The sequence below is a fragment of the Streptomyces sp. NPDC002076 genome (assembly GCF_053593835.1).
Window position 1 is genome coordinate 757,209 of sequence record NZ_JBSFDI010000001.1, and the last position, 13,463, is coordinate 770,671.

The 13,463-nt window shown below is 70.7% G+C and carries 16 protein-coding genes; 2 read left to right on the plus strand and 14 right to left on the minus strand.

Going from position 1 to position 13,463, the window contains the following annotated elements:
* Positions 1 to 108: 108 nt before the first annotated feature.
* From ACWCQS_RS03600 to ACWCQS_RS03615, 4 genes are all read right to left on the minus strand, one after another.
* The gene (locus ACWCQS_RS03600; protein ID WP_451002884.1) at positions 109 to 903 is read right to left on the minus strand and encodes an AfsR/SARP family transcriptional regulator; all 795 of its coding nucleotides are present in this window, start codon (positions 901 to 903) and stop codon (positions 109 to 111) included.
* Positions 904 to 979: 76 nt separating this feature from the next.
* A complete protein-coding gene (locus ACWCQS_RS03605; protein WP_451002885.1) occupies positions 980 to 1,810 on the minus strand; it encodes a hypothetical protein in 831 nt (276 codons plus the stop codon).
* A gap of 44 nt (positions 1,811 to 1,854) precedes the next feature.
* Positions 1,855 to 2,136: a DUF397 domain-containing protein gene (locus tag ACWCQS_RS03610; RefSeq protein WP_451002886.1), complete on the minus strand. Its 282-nt coding sequence runs from the start codon at positions 2,134 to 2,136 to the stop codon at positions 1,855 to 1,857.
* The gene (locus ACWCQS_RS03615; RefSeq protein ID WP_451002887.1) at positions 2,133 to 3,020 is read right to left on the minus strand and encodes a helix-turn-helix domain-containing protein; all 888 of its coding nucleotides are present in this window, start codon (positions 3,018 to 3,020) and stop codon (positions 2,133 to 2,135) included. The genes ACWCQS_RS03610 and ACWCQS_RS03615 overlap by 4 nt, the downstream gene beginning before the upstream one ends.
* An 83-nt stretch (positions 3,021 to 3,103) precedes the next feature.
* On the opposite strand from ACWCQS_RS03615, the gene ACWCQS_RS03620 reads away from it, so the two are divergent.
* Complete coding sequence (locus ACWCQS_RS03620) at positions 3,104 to 3,598, plus strand: ATP-binding protein (RefSeq protein ID WP_451002888.1); 495 nt, start codon at positions 3,104 to 3,106, stop codon at positions 3,596 to 3,598.
* On the opposite strand, the gene ACWCQS_RS03625 is transcribed toward ACWCQS_RS03620, so the two are convergent.
* Both ACWCQS_RS03625 and ACWCQS_RS03630 read right to left on the minus strand, forming a co-directional pair.
* Positions 3,528 to 4,430: a LysR family transcriptional regulator gene (locus ACWCQS_RS03625; protein WP_451002889.1), complete on the minus strand. Its 903-nt coding sequence runs from the start codon at positions 4,428 to 4,430 to the stop codon at positions 3,528 to 3,530. The two genes, ACWCQS_RS03620 and ACWCQS_RS03625, sit on opposite strands and share 71 nt — an antisense overlap.
* 159 nt (positions 4,431 to 4,589) lie before the next feature.
* Complete coding sequence (locus ACWCQS_RS03630; RefSeq protein ID WP_451002890.1) at positions 4,590 to 6,542, minus strand: AMP-dependent synthetase/ligase; 1,953 nt, start codon at positions 6,540 to 6,542, stop codon at positions 4,590 to 4,592.
* A gap of 235 nt (positions 6,543 to 6,777) precedes the next feature.
* On the opposite strand from ACWCQS_RS03630, the gene ACWCQS_RS03635 reads away from it, so the two are divergent.
* The gene (locus ACWCQS_RS03635; protein WP_451003020.1) at positions 6,778 to 7,599 is read left to right on the plus strand and encodes a MaoC family dehydratase; all 822 of its coding nucleotides are present in this window, start codon (positions 6,778 to 6,780) and stop codon (positions 7,597 to 7,599) included.
* Between the two features lie 38 nt (positions 7,600 to 7,637).
* Here ACWCQS_RS03635 and ACWCQS_RS03640 read toward each other — a convergent pair whose 3' ends face one another.
* The 8 genes from ACWCQS_RS03640 to mqnP form a co-directional block, all read right to left on the minus strand.
* Positions 7,638 to 8,312, minus strand: coding sequence for a TetR/AcrR family transcriptional regulator (locus tag ACWCQS_RS03640; protein ID WP_451002891.1), 675 nt, complete (start codon positions 8,310 to 8,312; stop codon positions 7,638 to 7,640).
* A gap of 10 nt (positions 8,313 to 8,322) precedes the next feature.
* Positions 8,323 to 8,631: a DUF4229 domain-containing protein gene (locus tag ACWCQS_RS03645; protein WP_451002892.1), complete on the minus strand. Its 309-nt coding sequence runs from the start codon at positions 8,629 to 8,631 to the stop codon at positions 8,323 to 8,325.
* A 75-nt stretch (positions 8,632 to 8,706) separates the two neighbouring features.
* On the minus strand, positions 8,707 to 9,231 hold the full coding sequence (locus ACWCQS_RS03650; protein ID WP_451002893.1) for an N-acetyltransferase family protein: 525 nt from the start codon (positions 9,229 to 9,231) through the stop codon (positions 8,707 to 8,709).
* Positions 9,232 to 9,247: 16 nt separating this feature from the next.
* Positions 9,248 to 9,907, minus strand: a complete 660-nt coding sequence (locus ACWCQS_RS03655) for a UdgX family uracil-DNA binding protein (RefSeq protein WP_450982820.1) — start codon at positions 9,905 to 9,907, stop codon at positions 9,248 to 9,250.
* Between the two features lie 136 nt (positions 9,908 to 10,043).
* Complete coding sequence (gene mqnE / locus ACWCQS_RS03660) at positions 10,044 to 11,207, minus strand: aminofutalosine synthase MqnE (RefSeq protein WP_451002894.1); 1,164 nt, start codon at positions 11,205 to 11,207, stop codon at positions 10,044 to 10,046.
* Between the two features lie 41 nt (positions 11,208 to 11,248).
* On the minus strand, positions 11,249 to 11,704 hold the full coding sequence (locus ACWCQS_RS03665; RefSeq protein WP_451002895.1) for an Lrp/AsnC family transcriptional regulator: 456 nt from the start codon (positions 11,702 to 11,704) through the stop codon (positions 11,249 to 11,251).
* A 48-nt stretch (positions 11,705 to 11,752) separates the two neighbouring features.
* Positions 11,753 to 12,409, minus strand: coding sequence for a UbiX family flavin prenyltransferase (locus tag ACWCQS_RS03670; protein WP_451002896.1), 657 nt, complete (start codon positions 12,407 to 12,409; stop codon positions 11,753 to 11,755).
* Between the two features lie 143 nt (positions 12,410 to 12,552).
* Positions 12,553 to 13,455, minus strand: a complete 903-nt coding sequence (mqnP, locus tag ACWCQS_RS03675) for a menaquinone biosynthesis prenyltransferase MqnP (RefSeq protein ID WP_451002897.1) — start codon at positions 13,453 to 13,455, stop codon at positions 12,553 to 12,555.
* Between the last annotated feature and the right edge of the window lie 8 nt (positions 13,456 to 13,463).

The window sequence follows — 13,463 nt, forward strand, 5'->3', positions numbered from 1 at the left end:
GGCCCACGATGTTCGGGACCACCCTAGGTTGTACCCGAACGAGCAGCGCGGAGGAGGTGATTCCGCCGTCCTGCCACACAGCCGACCCAGGTGGACAGCTAATCACCTTCACGCGAGCTGGAGGAGGGTCGTGCGTGTTTCGCCTGCCAGGGCGGGGTCGTGGCGCAGGATCGCGTGCTCCACCCGGCGCAGCGCGGGAGACGGCTGGATGCCCAGCTCCACGTCCAGATGCCGCCGCATCCGCCGGAACACGTCGAGCGCGTCCGCCTGCCGCCCCGAGCAGTACAGGGCGATCATCAACTGCTCGCAGAACCGCTCCCGCAAGGGGTGGTTGGTGTGCGCCTCGGTCAGCTCGGCGAGCACCGCCGCGTGCCGCCCGAGCCGCAGCTCGGCGTCGAACCGCAGCTCCATCGCCCGCATCCGGTACTCCTCGTACCGGGCGCCCGCCAACTGGCACAGGGTCCCGCCGGGGAACCCCCCGAACACCGGCCCGCGCCACAGCGCCAGCGCCTCGCCCAGCAGCCGGGCCGTGCGCTCGGCATCCTCCGGAGCGGCCGCCTCGGCCTGCCGTACGGCCCGCACGAACTCGGCCGCGTCCAGCTCCGCGTCGCCCACGGTCAGCCGGTAACCGGAAGGATGGATCGTCACCCGGGAGGCGGCCCGGTCCGGCTCCAGCGCCCGCAGCCTGCGGCGCAGCCGGCTGACGTGCGCCTGCAGCGCGTTCGCCTGGTTGTCGGGTACGGCCTCGCCCCACATCTCCTCGACCAGGCTCTCCCCCGACACCGGTTGCCCCTCGCTGACCAGCAGCGTCTGCACCAGGGTGCGCTGCAGGTCGCCGGAGATCTCCGCAGGACCGGACACGGTACGGATCTGCAGTGCCCCGAGGACCGAGAACTTCAGCATCCTGACTCCGCCTCCTGTTGACGTCGCTGGCGTCGTCGTCCTTCTTCCGGCGACATACCAACAGTGCGGACAGGCTCTACCGGTTCGTTCCCGATCCGTTCCCGGTGACCAGGGCCGTCAGGGACGACACCCGCTGGGCCGCCACCTCCGGCGAGTCGGCGTGCACGACGAGATGCCCCGGCGCGAGGGAGTCCGGTGGCGACACATGCCGCACATGCGGCAGCACACCCACCTCCGCCGTCTCCAGCTGCCACGGCGGGTTCAGCACGACCGCCGCCGCGTACCGGCCCGGCCGGACCGCGTCCACCAGCCGCCCGGACAGCACCTCGACCGCCCCTGCCGCCAGATCGAACCCGCCGGCCACCTTCAGCAGCTCCGGCACCGGGTCCCGGGCCAGCCCCGCCCGGCACCCGGTGATCAGCGGGCCTCGCGGGGTCAGCTCGACACCCGTGTGCGCGGGCCCGTACTGGTACCCGGTCAGGTCCAGCAGCGCGGTCACCACCGCACGTACCTCGGCGGCGGTGTCCTCCGTCAGCGGCGCCGGGTGCAGCAGCCCGTACGGCATCCGGGCGGTGATCCCGACGGTCTGATGCATGCCGTGCACGCTGAGCGTCTCCACCGACAGCCGTGTGGCGCCTGCGGCGGGCTCGGCGTGGTCCGGCGACAGCCGGTTGTCGCGGACCAGCCGCCGTACGGCGTCCTGGTCCGCGAGCAGGGCGAGGGAACGGGCGGGGTTGACGAACAGCCCCGCCGTCGCGGCCTCGTCCAGGAGGGCGCGTACGGCGGGCTCGTCACGGATGTCGGCCCGGGCCGAGCGCACTTGGACACCGGCGTGCGCCGCCTCCTTCAGGAGACGCTGGTCCGGGTTCAGGAGGAAGATCCGGCGGACGTCTGTGTCTTCTTTCATGCCTCTGCTCGGGTGGACGGAGTCGGCGAGGGTGGAAAGGCAGGCTATGAGCGGGCGTTACCGTTCCGGTCCCGGCCGGGTCCCGACTTCCCCTCCGCCGTGAGGAAAGCGGTCCAGGTGGCGGGGGTGACGGTGAGGTGGGGGGCGGCGGGTTGTTTCGAGTCGCGGATGTGAATGGCGGTGGGGTGGGTGGCAACTTCGACGCAATCGCCGCCCTCGCCGTCGCTGTAGGTGGACTTGTGCCAGATGTAGGCAAGTTCGACGCACTGGCCGCCTTCGCCATCGCTGTAGCTCGACTTGAACCAGATGAACTGTTCTATGGTCATCGCTCTTCCAGCATCTTCTCGATCAGGTCCAGGGACTCGTGCGGGTTGAGAGCCTGAGCCCGGATGATCCCATAGCGAGCGACGAGGACGCGGACCTCTTCGCGATCGGTGATCAACTTCGGGTACCCCTGGGTCTCCATGTACGCAACCTGCTCCTGCCCCTTCGGGATCAGCAAGGTGAAGGAGCCGCCAAGCGAGGGGTGTTCCTCCCGCCTCGTCGGCATCACCTGCACCTGCACATTCCGCATGCGCCCGATCCGCAGCAGCTGAAGGAGCTGCTCCCTGTGCACCCTCGGTCCGCCGATCGGTCGCTCCAGTACGGCCTGTTCCATGACGAAGCTGAACTCCGGCGGCGGCCACTGTTCGAAGATCTGCTGGCGCGAGAGCCTGTCCGCCACCCGCTTCTCAATGGTCTCCTCGTCCAGGGGTGGGTGCCTCTGTGTGAACACCGCCCGTGAGTACTCCTCGGTCTGAAGCAGGCCGAGCACACCCATGGTGCTGTAGTCATGAAGGGATACTGCCTGCGCCTCCAGCGCCGCATACCCCCGGTACCACTCCGGATGCCGCGTCCGCGCCTTCGTCATCGCCTCCTCGACCTGGGGGATGACCGCCGTCAACAATCCACCGGCACCCAGGATTTCGTCCGCCTTCCGCAAGAACTCCGGCCTCGGCGTCCGTACCCCCCTCTCCATCGCCGAGATCTGATCGGGGCCGTACCCGACCAGGTCGCCGAACTCCCGCTGGCTGAGCCTCGCCCGCTCCCTGAGCAGCTTCAACTGTTTGCCGATCACGACGAAGACGCCCACTGCCCCGTTCTCCTCAGCGGGCGTTTCCGGCCTCCGCTGCTGCTCCCCTGTCACGCCACCCTCCGACGACTCGTACACCAAACGAACCGCACCCGTACGACTACGCTCAGTCGCCGGGTCTCCCCTGGTCAGCGTAGGGAGAACCGAGCACTCTCGGTGACGTGAACCCGGAAATCTCCACCCCCACACCTGAGGCCACCGAACTCGTCCAACGCCTCAGCGCCACTCCCCTCGGCGCCCGGCTGGCCCGGCGGCTCACCTCCACCCAGCTCGCCACCTGGGGATACCCGCACGACAGCGACCCGAACTGCACCGCGCAGCTCCTCGTCGCCGAACTGGCCGCGAACGCCGTCACCCACGGTCGTGTGCCCGGCCGGGACTTCGAGCTGCGACTGCGCCTCCTCCCCGGGAAGGACACCTTGCGTATCGAGGTGAGTGACGCCCGGGGAGACAAGGATCCGCGGTTCCTGGACGGCGGGCCGGCGGACGAGAACGGCCGCGGACTGGTCGTCGTACTGGTGCTGTCGAGCCGGTGGGGCGTGGCCCGGCGCACTGTCGGCAAGACCGTGTGGGCCGAACTCCCGCTCAGCCCGCGGCAGCGCCCCCGCCCCGGAACTCCGCGACCGTGTGCGCGAAGGCCCGGGCCGGAGGGCTGAGGGAGTCCCAGCGGCGGACGGCCCAGCCGACGGGCAGGGGACGCAACCCCGGCAGCGGGACGAGCCGCAGCTCGCCCGCCCCCGGCACCGGAAGGCCCGGTACGGCGGGGACCACCGCCCGGCCCACGCCCAGCTCGGCCAGCAGCAGTGCCGTGTCCCAGTCGGCGACGCTCGTGTCGTAGGCGAAGCGGACGCCCAGTTCGGCGCAGGCCGCGTCCAGGTGGACGGCGGAGGTGGAGTTCGGGGGCAGCCGGATGAGGCGGACCCCCGTCAGGTCGGCCGCGTCCAGCTGGGACCGCCCGGCGAGCGGGTCGTCCGCGCGGACCGCGAGCAGCCACGGCAGTTCCGCGACCGTCCGCTGTTCGATGCCGCGCACCGGAGAGCCGACGGTGATCCAGGCCAGGTCCAGGGTGCCGTCGGCCAGCGCGTCGAAGGTGCCGCGTCCCGAACTGACCGTACGGAACTCCAGGTTGACCTCGGGGTGGCGGCGGCGGAAGGCGACCACCGCCTCGGACATGAAGTGCCGGACGGTGGTGGCACCGGTGGCGACACGGACGTATCCGCCGCGGCCGTCCACCTGGTCGCGCAGTTGCCGTACGGCGATGTCGAGCCCGGAGATGCCCTCGGCTGCGGCGGCCTCCAGTATGCGCCCGGCCTGCGTGGGGACCACGCCCCGCGGTTGCCGTTCCAGCAGCGCGACCCCCGTCTCCCGCTCCAGCCGCTTCACATGCTGGCTGACGGCCGACTGGGTGCAACCGAGGTCCCGGGCGACGGAACTGAGGCTGCCGGCCCGGCACACGGCCACGAACACGCGGAGGTCGTCCAAGGTCACAACACCCAAGCTAACACTTGGGTTTGGGAAGCGAACCCAAGGATTGACTGGTAGTCAGGCGTCATACGAGGATCAGTACCGGGAAACGGCCGACCCGGGCGGCAACCCGCTTCGCGCGCGAGGAGCGGGTGCCGACCCTCATGGGGTGACGGGCGCTCCTCAGGGTCCGGTGGCCGGGCCGTACAGGCCCTCCACCTCGCTCGCGAAGTCGGTCGCGATCTGCTCGCGGCGCAGCTTCATCGACGGGGTCAGATGGCCGGCCTCCTCGGTGAAGTCCACGGGGAGCACGGTGAAGCGGCGGATGGACTCGGGGCGGGAGACCAGCTTGTTGGCCTCGTCGATCGCGCGTTGCAGGACCGCATCCAACTCCGGGTCGCCGACCAGCAGTTCCGGCGGCACGGGGTGCTTGCCGATCATCTGGCGCCAGTGGACGATGCCGTCCGGGTCGAGGGTGATCAGCGCCCCGACGTACGGGCGGGCGTCGCCGACCAGCATCACCTGGGAGATCAGCGGGTGCTGGCGCAGCCAGTTCTCCAGCGGGGCGGGGGCCACGGACTTGCCGCCCGATGTGATCAGCAGCTCCTTCTTGCGGCCGGTGATGGTGAGGTAGCCCTCGTCGTCCAGTTCGCCGATGTCCCCGGTCGCCAGCCAGCCGTCCCTGGTCGCGGGGACGACTCCGCCGGCTTGTGGGTCCCAGTAGCCGCGCAGCACGTGGTCGCCGGAGACCAGGATCTCGCCGTCGGCGGCGATCCGGACACGGGTGCCGGGCAGCGGCCAGCCGACCGTGCCCAGGCGGGGCTTGAGGGGCGGGGTGACGGTGGTGGCGCCGGTGGTCTCCGTCAGGCCGTAGCCCTCGAAGATCTCGATGCCGGCTCCGGCGTAGAAGGCGGCCAGGCGCCGGCCGAGCGGGGAGCCGCCGCAGATGGCGTACCGGACGCGACCGCCCATGGCGGCGCGGAGCTTGCGGTAGACCAGCGGGTCGTGGAAGGCGCGGGCCGTCTTCAGGGAGCGGCTCGGGCCGCCACCGGTGCCGGTCTGCCGGGACTCCAGCGCCTCGCCGTAGCGGACGGCGACCGCCGCGGCCCGGTCGAAGGCGGCGACCCGGCCGCCCGACTCGGCCTTCGCGCGGGCCGAGTTGTACACCTTCTCCAGCATGTACGGAATGGTCAGCAGACAGGTCGGTTTGAAGGCGGCGAGGTCCGGCAGCAGGTCCTCGGCGGCCAGGCTCGGCGCGTGACCGAGGCGGACCCGGGCCCGGACGCAGGCGATCGCCACCATGCGGCCGAAGACATGGGACATCGGCAGGAAGAGGAGGACCGACGGCTCCTCGCCCTGGTCCTTGAAGACCGGGTGGAGCAGCTCGATGGCGTTGTCGACCTCGGCGAAGAAGTTGCCGTGCGAAAGGGCGCAGCCCTTGGGGCGGCCGGTGGTGCCGGAGGTGTAGATGAGGGTGGCGAGGGTGTCGGGGCCCAGCATGCCCCGCCGTACGGCCACTTCGCCGTCCGGCACCTGCACGCCGGCCTCGGCGAGCCGGGTCACGTGCTCCTTGTCCATCACCCACAGATGGCGCAGGTCGGGCAGGTGCTGGAGTTCGGGGCCGAGGGCGGCGGCCTGGACGGCGGTCTCGGTGATCAGGGCGACCGCGCCGGAGTCGTGCAGGATCCACCGGGTCTGGAAGACGGAGGAGGTCGGGTAGATCGGCACGGTGACCAGGCCTGCGGCCCAGGCGGCGAAGTCGAGCAGCGTCCACTCGTAGCGGGTACGGGCCATGACGGCGATCCGGTCGCCGGGCACCAGCCCCTCGGCTATCAGTCCCTTGGCCACCGCGAGGACTTCCTCGGCGAAGTGAGCGGCCGTCATGTCCGCCCAGCGGCCCTCGGGGAGCCTGCGGCTGAGCACGGTCGCGGCGGGAGCGCCGTCCGCGTTGTCGAACGGCAGGTCAGCGAGCGAGCCGTGTTTCACCGGGGGCGCGAACGGCGGTACGGACACCTCCCGAACGGCGCCGTCCAGGCGCTGGACCCAGGGCTCCACAAGGACCGGGCGGCCGTCGTAGTCGATGGCGCAGACGGCGGCGCCGGAGGAGACCGGGGCGTTCGGGAAGGGGGTGGACACGGGCGGCTCCTCTGGCGTGCGTGTACCTGCGGCGCCTCGGCGGAAAGGGGTTACCGCAGGTTAGGGAGGCGATCGTACGGGTCCTTCGTGAGGGGGTTGTGCGGGTTTGAGGGTGGTCCGGGGCCGGGGGTGTGCAGCCTCGCGGGGTATGTGACGGAGGCTCACTTTTGGGCCGACCACTGCGAGGCGTAGGCTTACCGGCGGTAACCTTACTTCAGAGTAGGCAGATGGGGGGCTGGGCGCGGTGGGTGATTTGCTGCATATCGCGGGTGGCGTCCTGCGCTCGCCGTTCAAGCGGCCCTCCCCGGAGGCCGAATTCCCGCGCACCCACCTGGTGTTGCCCGGTCTGCGGGTCGACCTGGACCGGCTGGCCGCCTACGAGCACGTGTGCGGCTTTCCCACCGGCGACAGCGCCCTCCCCGTCACCTATCCGCACATCCTCGGCTTCCCCCTGGCCATGCGGCTGATGAGCGACGGGGCCTTCCCGCTGCCGCTGCTGGGGCTCGTGCACACCTCGATCGGGATCACCCGGCACACCTCCCTCCCGGCGCACGCGGAGTACGAACTCGCCGTGCACATCGAGGGACTGGCCCCGCACCGGCGCGGCACCGAAGCCACGGTGGTCACCGGGATGCGGGCCGAGGGGGAGGTCGTGTGGGAGTCGCGGAGCACGTATCTCGCCCGGCATCGCACCGACGGGCCCGCCGGACCCCGGGAAGCGCAGCCGGCCCCGCTGCCCGTCGTCGACTCGTGGCGGCTCGCCGGGGACGTGGGCCGGCGGTACGGCGCCGCCTCCGGCGACCGCAACCCCATCCACCTGTACCCGCTCACCGCCCGCCTCTTCGGCTTCCCACGGGCCATCGCGCACGGCATGTGGACGCTGGCCCGCTGCCTGGCCGCGAGCGGCTGCGCCGGGGGGCGGGTGCGGGCGCGGTTTCTGGCGCCGGTGTTGCTGCCGGGGACGGTGACTTACGGGGCGGACGGGTCCGGGCGGTTCGAGTTGCGGGGTGAGGGAGGGCGACTGCATGTGTGGGGTGAGCTGAGCCAGGCGCCGTAGCAGTACATCGCTGTTGCCGAGTGCCGGTCCGTCGTGGGTTACTCGCGCAGTTCCCCGCGCCCCTGGGTTGGTTCCGCCGGCGGTGTCCATGAGTTGCCCCGCATCAGGCTGCCCAGGCCCGACCAGGCGAAGTTCATCAAGGTGGTCGCCGCCTGGCGGGCCGTGACGCCGGGCGTGCCGTTGGACCACGCGGCCAGTGACTCCGCCGCGCCCACCAGGGCCTCGGCCAGGCCCGCCACCTCGTGTTCGGGGAGGTCGGGGTCGCGGTGGGCCTCCCGCGCGGCGATCGCGACCAGGCGGGTCACGAACGCGACGATCTCCCTGCGCATCGCGGCGACCTCGGTCGCGAAGGGTTCGCCGTGGGTGCGGGCCTGGAGGTGGAGCACGGACCAGGCGTCGGGGTGCTCGGCAGTGTGCGCGAAGAAGGCCTGGAGGCCGTCCCAGAGCTGCCGGTCGGCGGGGAGGTCCGTGCGGACGCCGGCGCGGACGGCCTCCGTGAGGGCGGTGGCCTCACGCCGGATGCAGGCGGTGAAGAGGTCTTCCTTGGAGTTCAGGTACAGGTAGACCAAGGGCTTGGAGACACCGGCCAGCTCGGCTATCTCGTCCATGGAGGCGGCCATGTAGCCGCGTTGCCCGAAGATCTGTACGGCGGCGTCGAGCATCTGCTGCTCCCGCACCGCACGCGGCATCCGCTTCGCCCTCGCCCCACCCATGGGGGCAAGACTAGTTGGAGGCTGCCGCCCCGCCCTGCGTCCTCGCGGCGTCGTCGGCGCCGTCCTCCTGGCTGCGGTTGGCCTCCAGGTTGGCCTTCATCCGGTCGACCCTGGTCACGATCTGCACCGAGGCCCGGTCCCGCTCCTTGCGCAGCACCACCCAGCTGATCGGCGCCGAAAGGATCAGCGCGAGCAGCAGCACCCACAGGCCGTTGGAGCTGCCGAAGCCGTGCGGGAAGATGCCGGAGTAGACGGCTCCCCAGACGACCACGAGGCAGCCGGCGAAGATGCCGAGGCGCATCAGCGTGTAGCGGAGCATCTCAATCCACTCGTCCGATTCCAAAAGGGGTCATCGTCCAGTGAAGCACGGACGGGGAGAGATCTTGCAGCGGGGTCAGTGGAGGGGGAGCAGCATGATGATGTCGTCGCGGTCGTCGCCGGGCGCCACCCGGACAGCGCCGGGCACCCGGCCGACCTCCTTGTAGCCGCAGGAGCCGTAGAACCGCTCCAGGCCGAGGCCGCCCCGGCAGGTCAGCCGGATCGCGTCGATGCCGTCGAAGGTACGGGCCGCGTCCGCGGCGGCCGCCAGCAGGTCACGGCCGTAGCCCCTGCCCTGGTGCCTCGGGTGGACCATCACCGTGTACAGCCACACCCAGTGCGTCTGGAGCGGGTGGGTGTTGAAGGCGAAGAACGCGGTCGCGGCCGGTTCGCCCGTCTCGTCGCACCCGACGAGCAGCCGGTGCCGCTCCTCGGCCATGCCCACGAAGTGCCGCACCAGCTCCGGCCGGATGTCCTCCCGGCTCACCGGCGGCACGAAACCCACGGCGCCGCCCGCGTTGGAGACGTCCGTCCACAGGTCGAGGATGCCGTCGCGCAGGGCGGGGGTGATGGCGGGGTCCAGCGTGAAGGTAAGTGGCATGGGCGAAGTGTAGCTATTACCCCAGGGCGCGTGCGGCCACTTTCAGATCGGCGACGAGCCCCTGGTACGCGGCCTTCCGGTCCTCGTCGTCCTGGGCCCGCAGCACCGAGGACGGGTGCACGGTCGGCACCAGCCGCTCGGGGCGCCCGTGGATCTCCCGCTCCAGGACGGTGCCGCGCACCTCGCCCACCCGGAAGGACGACCCCAGCAGCGCCTTCCCCGCCGTCGCACCCAGCACCACGATCAGCTCGGGCTCGACCAGCGCCAGCTCCGCCGCGAGCCAGGGGCCGCAGGCGGTCATCTCCCTCAGACTCGGCGTCTTGTGGATCCGGCGCTTGCGGGGCTCGGCCTGGGTGAACTTGAAGTGCTTGACGGCGTTGGTGACGTACGCGTCGCCGGGGTCGATGCCCGCCTCCGCGAGCGCTTTGTCCAGCATGCGGCCCGCGGGTCCGACGAAGGGTTTGCCCTGCCGGTCCTCCTGGTCGCCGGGCTGCTCACCGACGAGCATGACGCGGGCGTGCGCGTTGCCCGCGCCGAACACCGTCTGGGTCGCGTTCTCGTGCAGAGGGCAACCACGGCAGCCTGCCGCGGCTTTGCGCAGAGCGGTGAGACTGGCGCCCTCCGGAACGAAGGGCTCCGCCGTGTAGGCGTCCTCGGGGGCCTTCGTGACAGCCATGTGTGCCGGGTACCCCCGCTTGAGGACGGCGAACGAAGCGGGGGCTCCGTCCGTCGCCCGGCTGCGGCTGCGTCTTGGCTGGTCGCCCGGTTCCCCGCGCCCCCTTGGGTTGGGACGCCGAGCCCCCGCTGAAAAGTCAGACCCGCATCGGCTGCGGGGACTCCCGGCGCGCCGGGTCGGGGCCGTCGTACTCGCGGATGATCTCGTACCGCGTGTTCCGCTCCACCGGGCGGAAACCGGCGTCGCGGATCAGGTCCAGCAAGTCCTCGCGGGTCAGCTTGTTCGGGGTGCCGTAGTTGTCCGCGTCGTGGGTGATCTTGTACTCCACGACCGAGCCGTCCATGTCGTCCGCGCCGTGCTGGAGGGCCAGCTGGGCGGTCTGCACGCCGTGCATCACCCAGAAGACCTTCACGTGCGGGACGTTGTCGAACAGCAGACGGGAGACCGCGAAGGTCTTCAGGGCCTCCGCGCCGGTCGCCATCTGGGTACGGGCCTGGAGGGTGTTCCGTACCTTGCCGTCCTTCATGTCCACGAAGTCGTGCTGGTAGCGCAGCGGGATGAAGACCTGGAAGCCGCCGGTCTCGTCCTGCAGCTCGCGCAGCCGCAGGACGTGGTCGACCCGGTGCCTCGGCTCCTCGATGTGCCCGTAGAGCATGGTGCACGGGGTCTTCAGACCCTTCTCGTGCGCCAGGCGGTGGATGCGGGACCAGTCCTCCCAGTGGGTGCGGTGGTCCACGATGTGCTGCCGGACCTCCCAGTCGAAGATCTCCGCGCCGCCGCCGGTGAGCGACTCCAGGCCCGCGTCGATCAGCTCGTCCAGGATCTCCGAGGCGGACAGACCGCTGATCGTCTCGAAGTGGTGGATCTCCGTCGCCGTGAAGGCCTTGAGGGAGACGTTCGGGAGGGCGGCCTTCAGCTCGCGCAGGGAGCGGGGGTAGTACCGCCACGGCAGGTTCGGATGCAGGCCGTTGACGATGTGAAGCTCGGTGAGGTTCTCCGACTCCATCGCCTTGGCGAGCTTGACCGCCTCCTCGATGCGCATCGTGTACGCGTCCTTCTCGCCCGGCTTGCGCTGGAAGGAGCAGTAGGCGCAGGAGGCCGTGCACACGTTGGTCATGTTGAGGTGCCGGTTGACGTTGAAGTGGACCACGTCACCGTTCTTGCGGGTCCGCACCTCGTGGGCGAGCCCGCCCAGCCACGCCAGGTCGTCCGACTCGTACAGCGCGATGCCGTCCTCGCGGGTCAGCCGCTCACCGGAGCGGACCTTCTCCTCCAGCTCGCGCTTGAGTCCGACGTCCATGCCAACACGCCCTTTCTACGACAGCACGGCCAACCGTATCCCTAGGCCTCCTCGGGCAGCTCCCCGACCCGGTTCTCCCACTTCGTGGACAGCACGATGGTGGTACGGGTACGGGAGACGCCCTTGGTGCCGCTGAGCCGCCGGATGATCCGCTCCAGGCCGTCCACGTCCGTGGCCCGCACCTTGAGCATGTAGGAGTCGTCGCCGGCGATGAACCAGCAGTCCTCGATCTCCGGCAGGTCCCGCAGCCGCTGGGCGACGTCCTCGTGGTCGGCGGCGTCGGAGAGCGAGATGCCGATCAGCGCGGTGACGCCGAGGCCGAGTGAGGCCGCGTTCACCGTGGCGCGGTAGCCGGTGATGACACCGGCCGCCTCAAGACGGTTGATGCGGTCGGTGACGCTGGGGCCCGACAGGCCGACGAGACGCCCCAGCTCCGCGTACGAGGCCCGGCCGTTCTCCCTCAGGGCCTGGATGAGCTGCCTGTCCACCGCGTCCATGCGATCGAAGCCTTCCGGTGAAAGTTCCTGAAGTGATGAGAGGTACTGCTACTGCTCGTTGCCCGCTGTGCCGCCGCCCAGCTCGCCGCGCCACCGCCGGTACAAGCCGTGCCCGACGCCCGCCGCGTCCAGCACCCGCCCCGCGACGAAGTCCACCAGGTCCTGGATGTGGGTGGCGCCCGCGTAGAAGGCGGGCGACGCCGGCACGACGCTCGCGCCGGCGTCGTCCAGCGCCACGAGGTGCCTCAGGGTCTGGCCGTTCAGCGGGGTCTCGCGTACGGCCACGACCAGGGGGCGGCGCTCCTTGAGGGTGACGCTCGCCGCCCGCTGCAGCAGATCCTTGGACAGGCCCAGCGCGACGCCCGCGACGCAGGCCGTCGAGGCGGGCACGATCAGCATCCCCTTGGCCGGGTACGACCCCGAGGACGGTCCGGCCGCGAGGTCGCCCGCGGTCCAGTACCGCACCCCGCTGATGTCCACGTCGAAGGTCCCGGGCTTGCCGTCGGCTCCCCGGGCCAGCCATTCCCGCAGGTCGTCCCGCCAGTGGGCGTCGCGGAACGAGATGCCCGTCTCGTCCACCAGCGTCAGCCGCGAGGCCCGGCTGACCACCAGGTCGACCGTCTCCCCCGCCGCCAGCAGTGCGCGCAGCACGGCCGCCGCATACGGCGTCCCGGAAGCACCGGACACCCCCACGATCCAAGGCACGCGCTGCGATTCTCCTGCGTTCACATATCGAGCCTATCCGGCCGCCCGACGTGCGTGTCGGGCGGCCGGGCCACGATCCCCGCACGCGCACAGGAAGGTTGCTGCGAGCCACCCGGCAGGTCTGCTGGAGCCACCCGAACGGGCTACGGCGTGAGGCCGCGCACCAGCAGGTCGATGAGGGCGCACACGAAAAGGCTGATCCCGATGAAACCGTTCGTCGAGAAGAACGCCCTGTTCAGGCGGGAGAGGTCGTGCGGTCGGACGATCGAGTGCTCGTAGACGAACGCACCCGCGACGATCAGCAGGCCGAGCCAGAAGAAGGCACCCGCGCCGGTGACGGCGCCGTACCAGACGAACAGGGCCGTCGTGATCGTGTGGCAGGCCCGCGCGCCCCAGATCGCGGCCGGGATGCCGAAGCGGGCCGGGACCGACATGACGCCGATCTCGCGGTCGGTCTCCACGTCCTGGCAGGCGTAGATCAGGTCGAAGCCGCCGATCCAGATGCCGACGGCGAGGCCGAGGATCGCCGCGTCCCAGTTCCAGGTCCCGGAGATGGCCAGCCAGCCGCCCACCGGCCCCATCGCCTGGGCGAGGCCGAGGATGGCCTGCGGGAAGTTCGTGAACCGTTTGCCGTAGGGGTAGATCACCATCGGGATCACCGCCACCGGCGCCAGGGCCAGGCACAGCGGGTTGAGCAGGGCCGCCGCGCCCAGGAAGATCACCAGGGCGATCAGGGCGCCGGTCCAGGCGTGCCGGACGGTCATCGCCCCGGTCACCAGCTCGCGGTGGGCCGTACGCGGGTTCCGGGCGTCGATCTCGCGGTCGATGATCCGGTTGACGGCCATCGCGAACGTGCGCAGGCCGACCATGCAGATCGTGACCAGCAGCAGCCGGCCCCAGTGGATGTTCTTGTCCCACTCGTACATCGCCGTGAGGGAGGCGATGTAGGCGAAGGGGAGCGCGAAGACCGAGTGCTCGATCATCACCAGGCGCAGAAAGGCCTTCGTGCGTCCCGGCTGGGGGATCGCGGCGGAAGCGCTGCTCACAGGCCGTA

Bases quoted from the DNA above. Each gene is read 5' to 3' on its own strand.
- ACWCQS_RS03645 (WP_451002892.1), bottom strand. From the start codon at position 8,631: ATGCTCCGCTACACGCTGATGCGCCTCGGCATCTTCGCCGGCTGCCTC.
- ACWCQS_RS03650 (WP_451002893.1), bottom strand. From the start codon at position 9,231: ATGCCACTTACCTTCACGCTGGACCCCGCCATCACCCCCGCCCTGCGC.
- mqnE (WP_451002894.1), bottom strand. From the start codon at position 11,207: ATGGACGTCGGACTCAAGCGCGAGCTGGAGGAGAAGGTCCGCTCCGGT.
- ACWCQS_RS03600 (WP_451002884.1), bottom strand. From the start codon at position 903: ATGCTGAAGTTCTCGGTCCTCGGGGCACTGCAGATCCGTACCGTGTCC.
- ACWCQS_RS03640 (WP_451002891.1), bottom strand. From the start codon at position 8,312: ATGGGTGGGGCGAGGGCGAAGCGGATGCCGCGTGCGGTGCGGGAGCAG.
- ACWCQS_RS03605 (WP_451002885.1), bottom strand. From the start codon at position 1,810: ATGAAAGAAGACACAGACGTCCGCCGGATCTTCCTCCTGAACCCGGAC.
- ACWCQS_RS03610 (WP_451002886.1), bottom strand. From the start codon at position 2,136: ATGACCATAGAACAGTTCATCTGGTTCAAGTCGAGCTACAGCGATGGC.
- ACWCQS_RS03655 (WP_450982820.1), bottom strand. From the start codon at position 9,907: ATGGCTGTCACGAAGGCCCCCGAGGACGCCTACACGGCGGAGCCCTTC.
- ACWCQS_RS03665 (WP_451002895.1), bottom strand. From the start codon at position 11,704: ATGGACGCGGTGGACAGGCAGCTCATCCAGGCCCTGAGGGAGAACGGC.